This window comes from Algibacter pectinivorans (assembly GCF_900112595.1).
GTDB classification, from domain to species: Bacteria; Bacteroidota; Bacteroidia; order Flavobacteriales; family Flavobacteriaceae; genus Algibacter_B; species Algibacter_B pectinivorans.
Genome location: NZ_FOMI01000010.1, coordinates 105,137 through 124,567 on the forward strand (window position 1 = coordinate 105,137; position 19,431 = coordinate 124,567).

The 19,431-nt window shown below is 30.7% G+C and carries 12 protein-coding genes; all 12 read right to left on the reverse strand.

The genetic code is table 11. The features are described from left to right. Positions 1-67 precede the first annotated feature (67 nt). On the reverse strand, positions 68-481 hold the full coding sequence (locus BMY96_RS13925) for an HYC_CC_PP family protein (protein WP_245750654.1): 414 nt from the start codon (positions 479-481) through the stop codon (positions 68-70). A 309-nt stretch (positions 482-790) separates the two neighbouring features. Continuing rightward, entirely contained in the window at positions 791-1,312 is a 522-nt protein-coding gene (locus BMY96_RS13930) for a DUF3347 domain-containing protein (RefSeq protein ID WP_092853237.1), read from the reverse strand. Continuing rightward, entirely contained in the window at positions 1,309-3,738 is a 2,430-nt protein-coding gene (locus BMY96_RS13935; protein ID WP_092853239.1) for a zinc-dependent metalloprotease, read from the reverse strand. Before BMY96_RS13935 ends, BMY96_RS13930 begins: the two co-directional genes overlap by 4 nt. 2 nt (positions 3,739-3,740) lie before the next feature. Further along, positions 3,741-5,165, reverse strand: a complete 1,425-nt coding sequence (locus tag BMY96_RS13940; protein ID WP_092853241.1) for a RagB/SusD family nutrient uptake outer membrane protein — start codon at positions 5,163-5,165, stop codon at positions 3,741-3,743. Between the two features lie 5 nt (positions 5,166-5,170). Further along, entirely contained in the window at positions 5,171-8,809 is a 3,639-nt protein-coding gene (locus tag BMY96_RS13945; RefSeq protein WP_092853243.1) for a SusC/RagA family TonB-linked outer membrane protein, read from the reverse strand. A gap of 131 nt (positions 8,810-8,940) precedes the next feature. Next, entirely contained in the window at positions 8,941-10,080 is a 1,140-nt protein-coding gene (locus tag BMY96_RS13950) for a FecR family protein (protein WP_092853245.1), read from the reverse strand. 171 nt (positions 10,081-10,251) lie between these two features. Then, complete coding sequence (locus BMY96_RS13955; protein WP_092853247.1) at positions 10,252-10,827, reverse strand: RNA polymerase sigma factor; 576 nt, start codon at positions 10,825-10,827, stop codon at positions 10,252-10,254. A gap of 946 nt (positions 10,828-11,773) precedes the next feature. Continuing rightward, positions 11,774-12,370, reverse strand: a complete 597-nt coding sequence (locus BMY96_RS13960; protein ID WP_245750656.1) for a nucleotidyl transferase AbiEii/AbiGii toxin family protein — start codon at positions 12,368-12,370, stop codon at positions 11,774-11,776. A gap of 53 nt (positions 12,371-12,423) precedes the next feature. Further along, a complete protein-coding gene (locus tag BMY96_RS13965) occupies positions 12,424-12,921 on the reverse strand; it encodes a helix-turn-helix transcriptional regulator (protein ID WP_092853251.1) in 498 nt (165 codons plus the stop codon). A gap of 83 nt (positions 12,922-13,004) precedes the next feature. After that, the gene (locus BMY96_RS13970) at positions 13,005-16,283 is read right to left on the reverse strand and encodes a DEAD/DEAH box helicase family protein (RefSeq protein ID WP_092853253.1); all 3,279 of its coding nucleotides are present in this window, start codon (positions 16,281-16,283) and stop codon (positions 13,005-13,007) included. A 2-nt stretch (positions 16,284-16,285) separates the two neighbouring features. After that, complete coding sequence (locus BMY96_RS13975; RefSeq protein ID WP_092853343.1) at positions 16,286-17,608, reverse strand: restriction endonuclease subunit S; 1,323 nt, start codon at positions 17,606-17,608, stop codon at positions 16,286-16,288. Positions 17,609-17,613: 5 nt separating this feature from the next. Further along, positions 17,614-19,419, reverse strand: coding sequence for a hypothetical protein (locus BMY96_RS13980; protein ID WP_139205263.1), 1,806 nt, complete (start codon positions 19,417-19,419; stop codon positions 17,614-17,616). Positions 19,420-19,431 lie beyond the last annotated feature (12 nt).

Here is a 19,431-nt window from a genome sequence, read left to right on the forward strand (position 1 = left end):
ATACCGCATACTAGAAATTACCCTTAGGGTACAAACCCATAGGATAAAACAGTCTATTGTTTAAAAATCAAATTAAATAAGTCTCGCCTATTTTGTAGAGTTGCCTAATAACGAGTGGCGGTTTGTACTCTTCGTAAGAAGATACTTTTTTTTCTAAACCTTCAAAAAGGTTGATATATGTGTAAACAAATGAAGCAATGAATATCTGTTGTTCAAATGAATTTTTGTCAACTTGTAATTGTAGTTCGTCTTGACCATCAATAACTAATTGTTCTTCATCGCAACAATTTTTCTTGGTAATTGAGCAACCATCAGCAGAAGGTATTTCCTTTTCCATACCACAACCTCTAGCTTTATTAAAAATAGCAGTTTCTACTAAAGTATCTCCACAATAATGCATATTAAAAGTAAATGACATTGTAGAGAATAACACTACAAAAGCCATTAAGAAAGACATTATTTTATGGAATACTTGTTTCATTAGATATTACAAATTCACTAATTTTTAACTAATATAGGCATAATTAACAGAAAGGATAACAAGTGCTTTTTAGCGCGCATTATAGAGTTTAATATAAGGATATTTATCTTGATATATTAAGTTTATAAGCAAAAATGCGTAGAGAGAGCGTTTTTGTAAAAGATACGCAACATGCGGTTACTAATATTATAAACATATCTCCAACGTTTGTTAAAAACCTACCTCAAATAAAACCGACGACCAAAATGCCGCCGGTTAAAAAGACTAATTCACTTTTATAATTTATTTGACAACTATTTTACTAAACTATTATATACTTGCCTTGACTTTCCCGCAAGCCAGCATATTTTTGGGGTAGTATGGATTTTTTATTTCTTTACTGTTGCTTACCCAAGTAGCGCCAGTCATTGGACATATTTGTTGATGTAATACAACATTAGCTGCTTTTAGTTTTTCTGCAATTTCCCAAAATTTTATAGAAAGGTTTTTAAAAAACTTACGCTGATTATTTATGTTTGTAGTTTTAGCTAACTGAGACGCTAATCCAATAAGTTCTGTTCTTGTTTTTGTAGCTTGATTCATTTGATCTAAAGTTAACTTTTTGAATTTAAACAGACTTAGAGCTTTTTTAAATTCTATAGAATGAGATATTGCTCCTTTACTATCGGACCTTAATAGATCTTCCTTTATTTTCAAATAATTATCTGTAATTTCCTGTTTAAGTATTTCTCTTTTTTCCGCCAAATCCTTAGAAACTTCCTGACTTGAAGATAATTGAGCCTGTGAGTAACTGCATATACCTAAAGCAAAGGCTATTAGTAAATTTTTCATATTGTTTTATTGATTGTTTTATTAATTTTTTCAATTTCTATTAAAATAAGCTCTAAATGAGATTTATTGATACCCTTCTCTCCTTTTATTAAGCTATTAACTGATTTTTTAAGTTCCAAAAGGTGTTCTCTTCCATATAAAACAACATCACTTCGCTGGGCTGCTGTTAATAATTTCCCTGGGGTTGGCACGAGTAATGTTTCCATTTTTTCAATATAGCTGTTCTGAAGGCTTCGTCGGTAATAATCAGATTTTTCATCACCATTAAATTTTGCCCATACTGTTTCTTGTAAATCATTTAAAAACTCTGGAACAGTATAAGCTTCATCGTATTGAATCGATTTCTGACTTAAATTATAAAGCATACCTGGGCTCAATAACATTAATAGAACCTGATTTTGTTCTGCTGAGATTTGCTCACTTGTTTTTAAAGGAATTAATTGATCTATTTCCTTTGGATACATCCACAAAGGTGCCTCAAATAACTGTCTTCCTAAGTAATCAATGACTTTTTTAACCTTTTCCTTGGGTATGCCTTGATATACCGCTCCGCTTTGATCTACTGTTTTCTTTGTTATGTAATCGTTTCCAATGTATTTTAAAACATGATACAAATATGTTCGATATTGTTTTACTACTACTTTGTGCATATCGGACAGGTTATTATATGCATCGTTTGGTTCGTAGGTCCAATCTATTAAATTCTCTACAACCCGCTTAAGGTTTTTAATCCCATAATCACTGGCCAATACCGCGTCATCGCCAAGGTCTTCCTTTTGGCTTAGCGGATTTCTATCTTTTCCTTCGCCTGCGAACCATAATTTAGGATTGTTAGTTAAAGCTTCTGTAGTCATTTTTAACAACATGTCTTCTTCCTGAAACTCATCTTTAGCGTTTGGATAGAAGCCATATCCCCATTTAATAGCCCATTTATCGTAAATACCTATTCTAGGATATATCCCTATAGGGCTAATACTATCTTCAGGTTGAGCCACGTAATTAAAGCGCGCATAATCCATTATTGAAACGGTATGCCCATTAGCTTCAACCCATTCCTTGTCCCTAAGCTTTTCTACTGGTGTTGCAATACTAGCCCCCATGTTATGGCGTAAACCAATAGTATGACCTATTTCATGCGAAGACACAAATCGAATTAATTGCCCCATAACCTCATCATCTAAATGCATTTTTCTTGCTCTAGGATCGATAGGTCCAGCTTGTACCATATACCACTGCTGAACGAGTTTCATTACATTGTGATACCAACCTACATGACTTTCAATAATTTCTCCACTTCGAGGGTCACTTATTCTTGGCCCATAAGCATTAGGAGTTTCGGATGAGTAATACCTAACTACCGAATAGCGCGCATCTTCTAGACTCATTGTAGGATCGTCTTCTGGCCACTCTTTTCCTATAATAGCATTTTTAAACCCAGCAGCTTCAAAAGCTATCTGCCAATCATTAATCCCCGCTATTAAATAAGGCCTCCACTTTTTTGGTGTTGCAGGATCTATATAATATACTATTTGTTTCTTTGGCTCTACTAGCTCGCCTCTAAGATACTTTTCTATATCTTCTTCCTTAGGCTCTAAACGGTAACGCTGAACAATATGTTTTGATTCAACTCGCTGCTGTTCATCGGAAAACAGCACATATTTATTAGCAAAATACCCAACACGCTCATCAAAAAACCGTTTGCGCATAGGAACTTTTGGTAACAACACGATAGATGTATTCATTCTAAGCGTAATACTTCCTACCGAAGACAAGGATTTTTTAAAGGTTTTAATGGTTTTAACCTCAATATTAATAGCATAAACTTTTATATCTTCAATAAAAGACCTATCGTTTGCCAGCGATGATAATTTATTATCTGTCTTCTCTTTGTTTGATAATGAAAATACAGGGTTATCTTTTTTAAAGGCATTAGTTACCTCAATAACAATATTACCTGTTAACGGATTGATTGACTTTATTGGGAAGGATTCAATTATTGGATTTTCGTTGCTTACTGCCAATGCTTTAGCTAACATGGCATCTTTAGAACGTACATCCTGCTTATACTGTAAAGCTCTTAAAAAAACATTGTTATTATTCCCTTTTTCGAAATAAATAGTTTGTTCATTAGCCTTTTCTCCTCCAAAACGCCCCATACCTACTGGGGTTGATAGATATCTTGTTACCACCAACATATATCGATTAAATAAACTATCTGGTATTTGAAAGTACAACTTCTCGTCAACCTTACTAACAGAAAACAAACCAGCTTTAGTCAAGGAATCGTTACTTATTAATTTACTGTAAGATTCAATACCTTTTTGTTGCGTGGTATCGATCTTTTTGTTTTGGTCTGTTTGTGCCGTTAGGCACTGTTGTCCTGAAATAACCAGGATTAGTAATATATATACTAACTTGTTACTCATAATTAAAATGGTACTTTTTCGTTTGTATTTAAAGTAAGATTTGGGTTTTTAGTTAACGCAGCTAAAGGGAATGGAATAATATATAATCTAGAATCTGGTTTTAAAACGTAGGTTTCCTGCGGAACGGTTTGATTCACAATAGGAAATACACGGGCTATGGTTTTAGCATACTCGGGTTCGTTGTTAAATCGTTTAAGATCGAAAAAACGATGAAACCCAAAAAGCAACTCTTTTCTACGTTCGTTTATAATGAGCTCCATGGTCTCTTTTCTTGTTGAAGGCACTTGCAAATCTGTTGTTTCTGAGAGTATTCGTTTGGCTCTCAAAGTGTTCAATATATCAATAGCATCACTCAATTTATTTTCTCTAGCATAACACTCTGCAAGCATTAAATATACTTCGGTAGTTTTCATGCCTACCGTGGGGTTGAAGTATTTATTGTAGCGTACATTCCAATATGCAGTATTAGATCCTTGATCTAAAAATGAAGTTGATGTTGAATTAAAAAACAAATTAAAGCGAGCATCGTCATCTCCAAAAAGGTTAACTAACTCGGGGCTAATAATAGAAATGAACGCAAAATTCATCTCGGTATATCCAGACATGTACATATAGCTTAATACTTCTACATTATCTTCTGCAGGCACGGAAACCTCATTTGGACCTCCCTGTTCATGATAAGCTACTAAATCAAATATTTGATTGTTATAGCTAAGCGACTCTTCAGCAGCTTGTTTTGCTTCTGTTACCTCTCTTTTAAACAAATGCACCTTAGCTTTAAATGCATAGGCCAAAGCTAAAGACGGATGATAAACATCTAGCGGAACTTCTTCTAAGTATGGTAGAGCTTCTTCAATATCTCTTTGTATAAAATCATAAACCTCTGCTACAGTTGATTTTTTAGGTTGTGCTTCCAAATCAAATTTATCCATAATACAGATCCCTCCATCTGTTGCGGCCGTATTTGGGTCATAGGCTTTAGCATAAGTGTTTACCAATAGAAAATGGTCGAAGGCTCGGTAAATTTTAGCTTCGGCTTTTGCTAATTGTTTGGTGTAGCCATCTCCTTCACTTTCATCTACTAAAGAAATAATTGTATTCCATCTATTGATATATGAGTATGCTTGATTATAAAAACTTGAATTTTTAAGTAAAGACACTCTATCCGTAGTTTCGTCAAAAGTAAAATTAATGATATCAATGTTTGGTGTTTGCCCTATTACATTTGACTCTCTCATCCATTGATCATCTGATAGGTATTGAAAATTATTTACTGGATATGCTCTATTTGGTAGAGATACCATTTTATGAAAATCTGAAGCAGTTTCTATTACTAACGCTCCTTTTGGCGTAATATCTGTATAATCTTCACAGGAAGATATTGCTAATAATAATATCGAAAAAATAAATTTATATATAGGTTTCATAGCTATTAAATATTAAGGTTAAGACCGAATAAAAAAGTTTTAGGCAATGGTATACTTCGTGTACCGGTATTGAACGAGTATGCCTCTGGATCAATACCATTTCCTGCCGCACTCCAATTCCAAAGGTTATTAATTTGAAATGTCATTTTAGCAGCTGACAACTTAATTTTTTTTGTAATATCTTCTGGAAGATTATAAGCTAATGAAATGTTTCTTAGTTTTACATAATCACCTTTAATCACATTTACATCAGAATTTATCCATTGGTTACTAATAGTACTTGCATTATTTCTTATGCTTTCATCAAAATCTACGAATAAACGTGTATTGTTGTTTCTTTGAGAATCAGTATAGCGATCCACTATTCTCTTGTCATTAAGGTCATCAGAGTTTAAGGCTAAAACATCACTTCGCATAACATTACCTCCAGAGAAAACAAACAAAAAATTTAAATCTAATTGTTTATATGAAAATCTTTGTGAAAAGGAACCTGTATATTTTGGTAGTAAGCTCCCCATATTTACAAGTGCTTCTGGGTTTGTTATTGTTTTAATACTATCAGGCAAAGGATTTCCTTCATCATCAAAAGTTATTGACGGTTCTCCATTTTCATCTAGAGCATAAGGATATCCATTAGTAACTCCTCCATGTTTATAAGCATACAAACTGTTATAGGTTTCTCCCTCTATAAAATAATCTAAAGGAGAACCTACATAAACAAACGCATCAGATGGTTCTCTAGTAACCTTATCTACAGTTGTTTCGTTAAAACTAAATACTAAGTTAGACCCCATTTTAAAATCTCCTTTACTGTACCAATCAGAACCAATACTTAACTCTATTCCTTTGTTAAGCAGTGCACCTGCATTGATTCTTCTTGTTAAAGCTCCAACAGTAGGGTCTAAATCAGTGGTTGTTAACAAGTCTGAACTATACTTACGATAAACATCTATACTTCCTCGTAATTTACTTTGCAGCACGCTAAAATCTAACCCCAAATTTGTAGTTTCAGTTTTCTCCCATCTTAACTTTGGGTTTGGTTGGGTAGTAATATCAATATATTCTAATGATCTATATAGTCTATCATTTCTCCACCTAGCGATAATATTTGGAGTTGTAGACTGGTCTACCACCCCTGTATAACCATGAGTCGCTCTTAGTTTTAGAGAATTAACCCAACTCATCTTTTCCATAAAATTCTCGTTAGTAATATTCCAACCTACACCAACAGACCACAATGGACGATTTTTATATTTTGAATCTACCCCAAATAAATCGGCTCTATCAACTCGGTAACTACCCGTTAAATTATATTTAGACAACAAGGTATAGTTAACGGAACTGTAAACTGAAAAATAGCGATGTAATATTTCCTGTTGCACAGTAGAAAGCGCGGACAATGTTTTGTTACGCCCATAAATGTAACTTGGAACACCTGTTTCACTAAGGTCTTGTGTATTTAATGTATTATACGTTAATGTTACGGGATTATATCCATAATTTAAGCTTTCAACACTTCTTGGAACAAAAGTTTCACGCATTTCAAAACCAGCTATAGCGCTAACAAAATGCTTGCCTTCACCAAATTCTTGACTAAAATCTAGTTGATTCCTAAAAGAATGGTTCCTTGCTTGCCTTGTAGATTGCCTATAACGCCCGCCTTCAGAAAAACCATCTAAATAACTGTAAACATCATTATTGGGGTTATACTCTGTTAAAGTATTTATAGCATAACGCATTTTATAGGAATCCTGCTCATAATATTGATCGGTATCTGTTCTCACAGCTTCATGTTGAAATTGAGAGCTAAGGCTAAGTCCTTTCCTTAATTTCAATCTTAGTTTAGCAAATGCTCTTAAGTTTAATGATTTCCTTTGTGTTATCCCTTCTTGAAGGGCTTGTAAAACATTAAATGTTACTGGGTTAAAACCACTTAAACCAGCTATTTGAGAGGCAACAATTGGGTTAATTTCACTGCTTGAAGTAAAACCGTCACTAATACCTACAAATGGAGACATAACAAGATTGCCATTTTCATCTGTAATTCGTTCATATCGTTTTTGGATATTAAAATCCCCAAAACTTGAATCTGTAATGTCTGCATTTCTAATAGTTCCATTAACCCCAACGGTAACATCTAAATTATTGTTTACTTTATAACTGCTTTTTGCATAAAGATTAAAGGATTGATTGGAATTATACTTTATTCGATTGTCAGTATGGTCATAATTGAACGAAACATAGGTGTTTTGCCTACTAGAACCTCCCGAAAAAGAGATGTTGTAACGTTTTCTGAATTCATCTTTCCAAACGTTATCTCTATAATCTTTTATGTAATCATTATTTCTCCATTGTGAGGTCGTATTATCATAATCTGATTGAGATATGTTACCTTCTTCTAAATCTCTGTTTAATTGATATAAAGGGCTGTAATATAGTATTCTACTGCTGCCTATTTCTCCATAATTATCAAACATCGTGGCAATATCACCAAACCTATTGCGCTCTCTACTGTAAACAGCTTGTTCAAAATCAATTATATCACTTGTAGAAGCATAATTTAAATCTTTAAGATTAGGTTTTGTTGAAACAAAATAATCTGCATTAATACTAACTTTTAACTTCCCACGACCCTTTTTGGTTGTTAATACAATAATACCATTTGCAGCTCTTGAGCCGTAAATAGATGCGGCTGCAGCATCTTTAAGAACGTTTACACTCTCTATGTCATAAGGATTAATTTGATCTAGGGTTAGCTCTGTGGGCAAACCATCAATTACAATTAGAGGACTATACCCAACCTCAACTGAAGAAAATGTTCCAATACCACGCAAAATAGGTTTATCGGCAGATGCTCCAAATGGGTTTTTTTGATATAATAATCCTGCAACACGGCCTTCAATGGCTGTTAATAGATCTGAGTTAACACTTTGATTTAAAGTTTTTTGATCTACTTTAGAAACTGCTCCCGTTAAATGCTTTCTGCTTATTGTTTTATACCCTGTTACTACAACTTCATCCATCTCTGTTATTTTCTCCTGAACAACAAGCGTTAGTTGAGTTTTTCCTTTTATTGGAAAATATTCTTTAGCTACAGTTAAACCTGAACATTCAATTACTCCATTGGAAGGCACATTTTCCATTAAAAAATTACCATCGAAATCGCTTGTACTAAACTTATTTGTCTCTAAAACGTGAATAGTAACCCCCGGGAAGGGCTCATTATTAGTGTTTAAAATTTTACCTGTTACATTAATTAATTGAGCAGATAAATTTTCTGTTTTAGATGAAGTAACAACAATTGTTGTATTGGTAAGTGTGTATTTTAAATTTTGATTTTTAAAGACTTCATTTAAAGCCTCTTTTAAGCCGACATTTTTAAGATTAATAGTTACTTTTTTTGATACTTTAAGCAATTTTTGAGTGTACAAAACTTCATAATCAGCTTGTCTTGCTAATTCTTTTAAAGCTTTTTCTAGAGTAACCTCATTAAAATTAACTGTTACATTTTGAGCTTGAACTAAAACGCAAAAAAACAGCATAAAAGAAAAGGTAAAACCTTTTAAGTACCGAGATTCAATTATCCTAGAAATTTTCTTTCCAGGATTTAATTTAGGTATTTTACATTCTGAATTAATTTCCATACATTTACTTGTGTTTTTAGTTAGACATTTGTGAAAAAATATACTAGCGACACACCTATAACAACCAGAGGCAATGCAACTGCTTCTGGTTTTTTCATTGTGAGGCAATATAAACTAGCAAACTTCAGATTTTAAGGATACACAATAAGAGTATTCTTTTTAATCTCAAATTTTATATTATTAAGCTCAAGTACTTTTAATACTTCAGTTAAATTTTTATTCATAAAAGTTCCGCCATTAAATTTCAAATCAGGTATATCTCCTTTATATTCCACCTGAATATCGTACCATCTTTCTAATTGTTTCATTACCATTTTTAAATCAGCATTATCAAACTTAAATCTTCCGTCTTTCCAAGCCATAGCAGATGCCGCATCGACATTGCTAACCAAAATAGAACTTGAGTTTTCGCTTACTTCAGCCTGTTGTCCTGGTCTTAAAATGGTTTTTTTATCTTTATAAGAAACGGCAACACTTCCTTCTAATAAGGTTGTTTTAGTAAAAGATTCATTGTTATAAGCATGCACATTAAAATGCGTTCCTAAAACTTCAATGATTTGGTTTCTAAATTTCACAAAAAATGGTTTACTCTTATCTTTTGCTACTTCAAAATAAGCTTCTCCCTCCAGCTCAACTACTCTTTTATTTCCCTTAAAATGTGTTGGGTATTTTAATGTAGACATAGCATTTAAATACACTTTAGTACTGTCTGAAAGTATAACATTATACTGTCCTCCAACTGGAGTTGATAAGGTATTAAAAGTATTTAAACCTCTATTATCTGTATAAGTATTAGGATTTACTACATACGAAACAAGTCCGTTAGAATTCATTTTAATGGTTACCCTTTCTTTCTCTCCTTCACTAATAATTGTATCTTTACCTACTATATTGGTTAAAACAATTTGCTTTCCATTAGATAGTGTTAATACGCCTTTGGTTCCTCCTGGGCGAATTTCTTTTATTTCTTTTGCTAGCTCAACTCGAGAATCTACTGTTCTTGTAAAATAATATAATCCAGAAGCCAACATTAAAGCAACGGATGCTGCTACATACAAACGTTTCCTTAAATTAACCACCTTAGTTTCTTGCTTAACAGGAACCTTATATTTTATATAATTAAAACTACTGTCTAACTGGTCTTTATTTAACCTCTTTTTGCTATTTGAAGCTTCAAATAAATACCACGCCTCTAGCTTATCTTTTTCATCATCAGATAAGGTTCCGCTCCTGTAATTCTTTAGTAAGGTTAAAATTTCTAATTCTGTCATAATAAAAAAACAGTTTTATCCCTGTTTATATAAGTAAGACAGATAAAACCATGATTTGTCATAGACGAAATCAAAAAAAAGTTAAAAAATTATTACCTTTTTGTTAAATACTATTTTTTATATTGAAGATTAAACAAGTAATAAAACAATAAACGACACATAATGAGCAAATTAAAACCTAAACATTAAAACAATTAAAAACGGATTTATTTTAGCCCTTATTTTTTTTAACGCATTATATACTTGTTGTTTGGCTGTTTTATCAGAAATATTTAATTGATTAGCTATTTCATCATAAGAAAAATGATCTATTTTTCTCAAAACGAAAATTTCCCGCATTTTATCAGGAAGAGATTCTATTTCTTTGGCAATCATAAGGCTTAACTCCTCTTCTCTTTGATTAGCATCCGCAAAGGCGTAATTATTTTCTGTAAAATTTGAAATTGACTCCGCGTAACGAGAAACAACCTTTTCATGTGCGATATGATTTAGTATTCTGTTTTTAGTTGCCTTATACAAATATGAAGATAGAGAGCCTTTAATATTTAATTCATTTCGTTTGTTCCATATAGCCAAAAAAACCTCCTGAACAATATCGTTTGCTTCATCCTGATTCTGCAAAATTTTATAGGCATGGTTTATTAAAAGTTTACAATACCTATTAAAAATTACAGTATAAGCCTGCTGATCATCCTCTTTAAGTAAATCTAATAGTAGCTTGTCTGGATATTTTTTATAAATAGGCAAAAAAAAGAAATAATTTTAGCCGTGTAATTTAAGAAATAATTGTTTTAATCAAAACAAAAATCCGTATTTCAGGATTATTTCAAAATTAAAAGTTCATCGAAATACCCCGTTTATAGAGATTTGTTGAATAGACACTTTAGTCTAAAAAAAATTAATTAAAGTTTGCATATTTAGTATTGCCTTTATATTTTAAAAAAAAGTTAACTGTTACACGTTCCTTTATTGATCTATATAACAGACTCAATCTGTATTGAAATCTTTGAAGGCTATACATTCATATCACTGCACCTATATCTAAACAGTTTTGTTTTATCCAAAATAGCCTTTACAAACCCTTTACTATCTATTATCCTAAAGTCTTTCATCTTTTAGAATTCCCCAACAATGGTATAAAACTTATTGTTCAGAATCCTATCAAACAAGCCATTAATTCTCGGCATAATAAATTCTGTATTATTTTTTTTACTGTATTTTATAGAAAACTCAATTTCTACCTGTAAAACAGGTAATTCATTTGAATATACTTTTTTATAGAACCCAAAAGGCTTTTCAATTCAATTATATAAGTTTTTAAAACGTAGCATTAGTAGTATTAAATTTTCCTTTGTCTTCAATTTAAAAGGGTTACTATCTATAATGATAAAATCTATTACAAAAGGGTTATCGTTTCTATTAATGCTTCGTTAAATTTAAGAAACAAAGGACAACTGACTACAAAAAAGAGATAATAAAAACTTGTAAAACCAATAATAACAAGTAGTTATAAAACAAAAGAAAGATAATTACTTCCCAATACAATATGTAATCATTCCTTTAAACACTATGTCTGACAAGTTATAAGGTGTAAATTAGGTGTAGTATTTTGTTTGTTATTGGTTGATTTACGTACTAATATCTAACTATTAGACTTGGTAAATACCATTAATTTTTTTTTAAAGAAAGAATATCATAAAAATTCTTTATACTTCAGAATAATTTCTTGAAAATCATCCTTTATAAATTCCCAATGTTTGCCATTAAGGCAAATAGGATTAAAGTCTTCATCAGCTTGGTCAAAGGACGTGAAATTTTGGATAATTAAATCTCTATCGTGTGCATAAGGATATCTTTGCTTATGTAAATCGAACATTTGGCTAATACCATAAGATTTATGCAAATCGTGTAAATCCCAAAAATCCTTTTTTCTTCCACCTCTTTGTACTACATCAACTTTCATTGCTATAATTTCCTCAATAGTTGCCATTCTTATATTATCAACTATAATATAGGGTTGAATGAAAGTGTCTGTGTAATATAAGTCAAGCTTTATTGTATGGTCTTTGTCCTCTCCAACAAAATAGCTTTTTCCCATTGCTGGGCTTATATTTAAAAAATCTACATATTGAAAACTTTCTGTTAGATGTTTTTCAATGGCATCAAAATCTAATGTTCCATATTGCAAATCACTAAACAAGTCAATATCAATGGACTCTCTATGCCCAATTTGTAAACTCAATGCTGTACCACCTACCAATCTAAAATCATTAAACACATCGGATTGCATTAATTTTAGTAAGCTATTTTTCAATAGTTCATTAACCGTATTATAATATAGCATTATACCTTTTCTTTGTTTCTATATATAGTGTAGGGTTTACGAATACCTTGTGCAAGTGCTTCTTCAATTTTTTCATTGCTGTAAAAACGTTTAATTTCTTCTTTTTCAATGTCGTTTCCACGCTCAAATACACGTTTAATAACTGCGACACTTTGCTTTTGCCAATCTATTTTAGAAATATCTGTATCCCAAAACAATGACCTTCTTAAAAGATTTAAGTTTGGGGTATTTTTTTCTAGTTTATTTTTTTCTTCCTTAATATCAAAATAGGTTTGTAGTAAGGCAAGTGTTCCCTCTTCTAGATTTAGTCTTTTTTCAATCTTTAAAGCTAGAGGCGTATTCAGTTTTCGTTTGCCTTTGGAAATGGCATTAATTGTTTGAGGATATTCATCAATAGACAATGCAAAAGGGCGTTGAGAAATGCCTTTTTTATTTAGCAAGCGTTCCAAAATTATGCCTGGATGAATGCCTTTGTATTTGTCGATTAATGTGTTCATATTACAAATGTAAACAATTTTGTTTATATCATCACATTGTAAATTTATTTAGGATTTGTATTTTCTTTATTTTAAGTTCAAAATTACTTTACAGTCTTTTCGAAATCATCACACAATTGGTTTACGATATCTTCGGTTTCTTTAATAAAGAATTGACCTAATGTTTTACGGTTTCTTCTTATGTATTTTTTATAAATGATTTCGAAGTCTTTGTAAATTTCATCTTCATCAAAAGCAGTTTTAGTACTTTTCATTTTAGCGATTACTCTTGTACCTTCTTTATTTACATACTCGAAAAAGGCTTCTATCTTATGTTGAAAATCTAATATTAAAGCTTCAATTTCTTCTTCCTCTTCATTACGCTTTTCTATTATAGCTAAAATATCAAACTTGTACTGTTTACTGTATTTTGAGTTTGGCTCATTAACTTCAGATTTCTTTTTACCCTTACCTTCATCTACTTCAGGTGGCGCTACTATTCCTATTCTATTATCAAAATACACCTCTACATCATCTATCAATTCTGATGTGCCGGTTAATGAATTATATAAAACACTAAATCTATACCAAAATTCTGTAAAGTGTTCTTCACTATATTTCTCATCTATTTCTATAACAAATGCAATTAAGTTTAAAATTCTAAAATACTTATTGATACTTTGTTTTAGTTTTTTAGCTTCTTCTGGTTGTTTTCTTACTAATTCTGCTACTGCACTTTCAAAATTAAGAATTGGTGTTATATCTTTTTTATCGCCTAATTGATATGCTTTAAAAAGATTAAAATGTGTTTTGAAAATATTCTCTTGTTTTACATTCTCGTAAATCTCTTGTAATAATTGCTCTTGTCCTAGTGGGTCGAAATCACTAACTACTACATTACTAAAATGCTCGAATGCTTGTTTTATATTATTAACGTTTACATTCTTGTAAGACAAGTCAATAATTTTACAGTCCTTTTTATATTTTCCTGCTGTACGGTTTACTCTTGAAATGGTTTGTATTGCGTTTATACCTCTAATCTCTTTATCTAAAAATAAGGTATGTAATTTAGGTTCATCAAAACCTGTTTGTAATTTATCTACTACTATTACTAAACCATTTCTGGCAATTTTCGTAAAATTCTGTAATACTTTGGCTTCTGATAAACCTCCATTTAAGGTTGTTGCGCTTTCGTACTTCTGACCATCTGAACTATAAACAATATAGATAGGTGCATCTTTAAAACGTTCGTGTTTCTTTTCTGAAACTAATTCGTTATAATATTGCTGTATGTATTTACGATATTTAATTGCTGCTTTAATAGAAGATGCTGCAAACATTGCTTTAGCTGTTCCTCTAATATTATGATATACTGCCGACACTAATCGTTTTGCGACAAACTTTGAAATCGCTTCTATACGCTCTTCGTTTTCGTAAATATTCTTTTTGCTTATTCTGTATTTTTTACCATCTGCATCTACACCTGCATCTGGATTATTTGGCAATTCTTGATAATATCCGTTATCTTCTTCAAAACCTTCTGTTGCATCTTCTGGTTTTTCAAAATACATTTTAGCAGATACAGGAACAATCCCTTTTATTGGATTTAAAATATAGCCATCTTCAATAGCTTCTTTCATTGTATAACTATCAAACGGAACCCAAATTTTTTCGGCTTCTGCATACTTGTTATACTCACCAAAACGTGCTAATGTTACATCACTTGGTGTTGCTGTAAAACCAATTATTAAGTTTTTCTTATTATATGTTTTCTTATATTCTTTATTAGTGTCGAAACTGTTTTGTAATTCGTCAAATAATGACACCATTTCTTCGTGTTGTTGTCCACTATTAGAACGATGTATTTCGTCAATTAAAAAAGCAATTCGCATAGCAGATAACTTTTGTACTACCTCATTATCTAAAAACTCTCTTATTGAGTTAAACTTTTGAAGATTGACTACTACAATACGTTTGTCTGTGTTTAAAGCCTCTAAAAACGATTTTTTACTATTAGCCTCTATGAACATACTATTTGCAATGTTCATATTATACATTTTACTATCTAATTGGTCTCTTAACTGTACTCTATCGACCACTAACATTATTTTATCATAGACAAACTCATCGTTTTTACGTAAATCTTTCAACATTAAAGAAGACCAACCTATAATATTACTTTTACCAAAACCTGCTGCGTATTGTAATAGTAATGAATAGACGTTTTTATTATTTTGATACTTCTGCCTTTTAGTAATTAATTCTTCAATTTGAGTAGCCCCTAAGCCTTTTTCAGTTAGTTGTTGACGAAGTTTATTTATGAAATAATCTGGCTCGTCTTCGTGTTCTAAAAATTCATCTATTTTATTGATGATTTTATCTGCTCCAAATTTTTGTTTTGGTCTGGGTGCAATTAATCTACCATCGTTATGCTTGTATTCTTTTTGCTTTCCTTTTTCTGATTTTACTAATTCACGTTCAATAAAGTTATAATAAAGTATTTCTCGCTCTATCATTTTTTTACCGTACAAAGCTTTAAAGACTTCTTCAAAACGTTGTTGCTTTGTTGCTTCTCTATTATTTAATGGATATGGTTTTAGAGCATCTTTTAAGTTTGCTTTGTACTTATCAAAATCGAAACTATTATTTTCTACTTGTGTTTTTATTTCATCAAATTGATTTGAAATATTTCTGATGATAAAAGTATCTTGAACATCTGTAGTTGTAATATGTATCGCTTTTTCGAATATCTTTAAAAAGTCTTTACGGATAGTTTGCGATACATCGTTACCATCTGCAATCTCTAAATAGTTAGTTACTGCTTTTTGATAATCATTTGCAATTTTAATCTTTCCGTCTTTATGTGCGCTTTGGTTATTGTAATTAGATTTTAATTCTGAATATCCTAAAAATATACCGTTTAAGAAAAAGGTAATATCTGGACGAAAACTAAATTGTGTTTTACCTTGATACTTGTATATGTATGGTAACTCTTGTACTACTGAAAATTGATTTTCGTTAAATAATGTATCTCCGTGCGTGATACTACCACTTGGATAAAACAAGTTAATTTTAATGCCTTTAAACGTAATAGATTGATTGCTACCAATAAACAACGCCATATTTTTAGACTTACCAATACGCTCATTTAATTCTTCTTGAAACTCTTGTAGTAATTGCTTTTCGTTATTATCGAACTTTTTTAAAAGTTTACGATAGGCAGTTTTATTAAGTGTAGTTTCGCTAATAAAGTATTTTAAATCTTCTACTACAAAATGTAATTTAGAAACTGTATTTGCTTTTACTTCTTTGTATTGTAACCCATCTGCACGATTGGTAAAGAAGTTCATTAAGTATTTGTCTTGCAGTATTAATTCGTCCATAATTATGCGCTTACTTTTACTTTACCTGTTACTACTTCGTTTATTAGTGTTTTACGTAACTCTTTTAAAGTAGTAATTTGAGTTTCTATGTTTTTTACAATTTTATCTATGGTTGCTGTTTTACCATCTAAATAATCTGCTATTTGTTGTTGTTCTTTTTTAGAAGTAAAACAGACTTTGAAGTATTTAACATCTCCTTGATTAATACCTCCTTGAGCACCACCGGTCATTAATGTCCTGATTTTTTCTTTGGCTGAAATTAAAAAATAAAAATAGTATCTATGAGATGTGTATTTTTTATTTGAATCAATTGACACAATTGATTGATTTATAGTTGTATCAAAATTCAAATAACCAATATTAGAACAAGTAGCACCTGTTAAAGCTATTAATATTGAATCTTTTCTTGCCATTTTAGTAGAAGTTTTCAACAATGCTTCTTCTGAAATATATGACTTAATAACATTATCATTTACCTCTCCATTTTGAACTGCACCTGATGGAATCCAAGGAATATCTCCTATCCAAAATGATTTTTCTTTTGTTGATGGTGTACCACCTGCAAGTGTATTGAAAATATCCTTAATTCTTTTGACTTCCCAATGTTCTGGCATTTCTCCTATCCAATCAATACCGCTATCTTTTAGTTTTACTGTTTTATCTAAACCTTTGGTGACAGTTTCATTAATTAAAGTTTTACGGTAGGCTTTATAGTGTTTTATTTTTTGTTGTAAAAGATTTACTTTTTTATCTATTGCTGTGGTTTTAGCGTCTAAATAATTGGCTATTTGGGTCTGTTCTTTTAATTCAGGAAAAGGTAAACCAACATTTAAAATTTGAGACATATTTAAAGCCTCCTTAGAAGTACCAGCTTGAATATTCATTATATATTCTTGAATAGTATTTGATTTTAAGTAATATGCGAAATAATCAACTTTCTTTTTCTTTACTCTTAAATAAATTATATGTTGATTGATATTTGCAGTCTTTACTGATTCAGGAAAAATACAAGTTCTACCTATTGAAGCTCCTGTAATATTTATCAAAACATCAAAAGGCTTTAATTGTGAGTTTTTCATTTTATTATGAACTTCCTCTGTGATAAAAGAAACATTATCTAACCTTAAACCATCATTATAAACATTTTGACTACGAATTAAAGGTATTCCTTCATCTACATAAGTTTCACTACCTCCTTTTGGCGTCACACCACTTCCTATTTTAGTTATAGCGTCTTTAATTCTTTTAATTTCCCAATGTTCAGGGATCTCACCCAACCACTCAATACCAGAATCTTTATACTTACTATATCTTTGCTTTTCCATATTATTTAAGAAATAAAATCTATTGCACATTCCACATCTAAAAAGTCGATTAAAGTAAATCCTTTATGTTCTATATTCCCCAATTTAAGCTCGTTACCAATAAAATAATCTTCTATTGAGACACTACCATTTGTTGTAGCATTAGAAAGATGGTCTATCACCTCATTTAAAATAAAAGTTAGATAGTACCTTAAATTTGAAACTATAAGTTGATTATTGGTGTTTAAAGCTGCATCGTGAATAATTTCATTTCGCAACCTATAAATACGTGTAAAATGTATTTCTAAATTTTCCTTATGTCTGTTTAAATAGTTTTTTGCATTTGCAGGTTTAGTTGCAGAAGTATTTTTAAAAAACCATTCTTTTAACTTCATTGCTCTGTAAGCTAATAAAGGATAGTCCTCTAAAAGTTCTGTTTCTATATCTTGGTAAAACTGTTTCTCTTTTAAAAAATTATCATTCGCAGTAGTATATGTTGTTGCCTTTGCTTTTTGCACATTAGGTAATTGTGCAAAATGCCTTTTAAAACTGGTTATGTTTCTTTTTGTATAGGCTATTGCGTGTGCATTTATAAAATGTGTTTTTAAACGTACAATAGTATTATTACTCTCGTAATTGCTAAATAAATATTCTAAACCTATCCAATAATTTATAAACTTATGTTCAATCTCAGTAGATTGATTACCTAATCTTAGATAGCGTACCGCAGATTTAATCTTTTCTTTGGTTTCATCAATAATTTTAGAGTTATTAATGATAGAAGGTATTTTACTTGTAAAAGTTTGGTAGTGACTTTGTTCCGCTTTGTATTTACCATCAAGTATATTTGCGTTATTTTGAAAATCACCTTTTTCTGGTGAGCGTTGGTCTATAACTAATACTCGATTATGGATATTTAAAAACTCGCCTGATAGCCCTAAGTTTAGTACATCTAAATATTCTGAAAGTTGTCTTCTTGCTTTTTTAAGAGCGGATAAGTAGTCAAGTGCTTCTACTGTACACTCTATAAATTTACGTTTATCAAGTTTTACATTAAATACAGCTAATTCTGTAGTTGCTCTAGTGCCTGTTAAATTAATACTATCTATATCATCTTGAAGTGTTATACCATCAACTGCTATGTGAGACATTGCTGTATAAACTTTATCAGTAGTATCTATCCTAAAAACTACTTTATGTTCGCATTTATCTGCTAATATTCTTGTTTTAAAATTGGTAAAATGGTCTTCAAAATTTTTACAGTTTCTAAGAGAATGAACGAATATCCCATAAAACAACTTATACAAAAAACCTTTAGAAAATTCTTTTTTAATAAGACTACTAAATAATATGTTTAAAGATGTATCTATTTTACATAGATTTTCAAAAGAGTTGTCATTAGAAGCTACAAGAGTTGATATACCATCGATAACCTTTTCAACATAATCTTGGTTATCATCGAGTAACATTTTAATACTCGGGATTAATTTTTTGTAATTATCTTCTTTTGTTTGACCTAAAAGAACAGTTAAATATTCTAATGAAATAGTATCGTATTTAATATATGAAGGTGCTACTGCAAGTAATGTATGTACTTCATCTATTAAAACTTTACCTGATTTAGCAGTACCCTTAATAGTATGAAAATGCTTTATGCGACCTTTATCAAATTCATTAAGACAATACTTTAACTCTTGTAATATCGTTAAAGGATTATTAAGTTTTATTCTATATGAATCTATACTACCCATATAAAGAAGTTCTATAGATTTTTCTATAAAAAACTTTTGACAAATAGTTAATGATGTGTTATTATGGTCTATTATTTGCATTATCTTATATAA

Excerpts from the sequence above, each read along its gene's own strand:
- BMY96_RS13940 (WP_092853241.1), bottom strand. The coding sequence starts at position 5,165 with ATGAAACCTATATATAAATTTATTTTTTCGATATTATTATTAGCAATA.
- BMY96_RS13970 (WP_092853253.1), bottom strand. The coding sequence starts at position 16,283 with ATGGACGAATTAATACTGCAAGACAAATACTTAATGAACTTCTTTACC.
- BMY96_RS13980 (WP_139205263.1), bottom strand. The coding sequence starts at position 19,419 with ATGCAAATAATAGACCATAATAACACATCATTAACTATTTGTCAAAAG.
- BMY96_RS13960 (WP_245750656.1), bottom strand. The coding sequence starts at position 12,370 with ATGCAATCCGATGTGTTTAATGATTTTAGATTGGTAGGTGGTACAGCA.
- BMY96_RS13965 (WP_092853251.1), bottom strand. The coding sequence starts at position 12,921 with ATGAACACATTAATCGACAAATACAAAGGCATTCATCCAGGCATAATT.
- BMY96_RS13950 (WP_092853245.1), bottom strand. The coding sequence starts at position 10,080 with ATGACAGAATTAGAAATTTTAACCTTACTAAAGAATTACAGGAGCGGA.
- BMY96_RS13975 (WP_092853343.1), bottom strand. The coding sequence starts at position 17,608 with ATGGAAAAGCAAAGATATAGTAAGTATAAAGATTCTGGTATTGAGTGG.
- BMY96_RS13935 (WP_092853239.1), bottom strand. The coding sequence starts at position 3,738 with ATGAGTAACAAGTTAGTATATATATTACTAATCCTGGTTATTTCAGGA.
- BMY96_RS13945 (WP_092853243.1), bottom strand. The coding sequence starts at position 8,809 with ATGGAAATTAATTCAGAATGTAAAATACCTAAATTAAATCCTGGAAAG.
- BMY96_RS13925 (WP_245750654.1), bottom strand. The coding sequence starts at position 481 with ATGAAACAAGTATTCCATAAAATAATGTCTTTCTTAATGGCTTTTGTA.
- BMY96_RS13930 (WP_092853237.1), bottom strand. The coding sequence starts at position 1,312 with ATGAAAAATTTACTAATAGCCTTTGCTTTAGGTATATGCAGTTACTCA.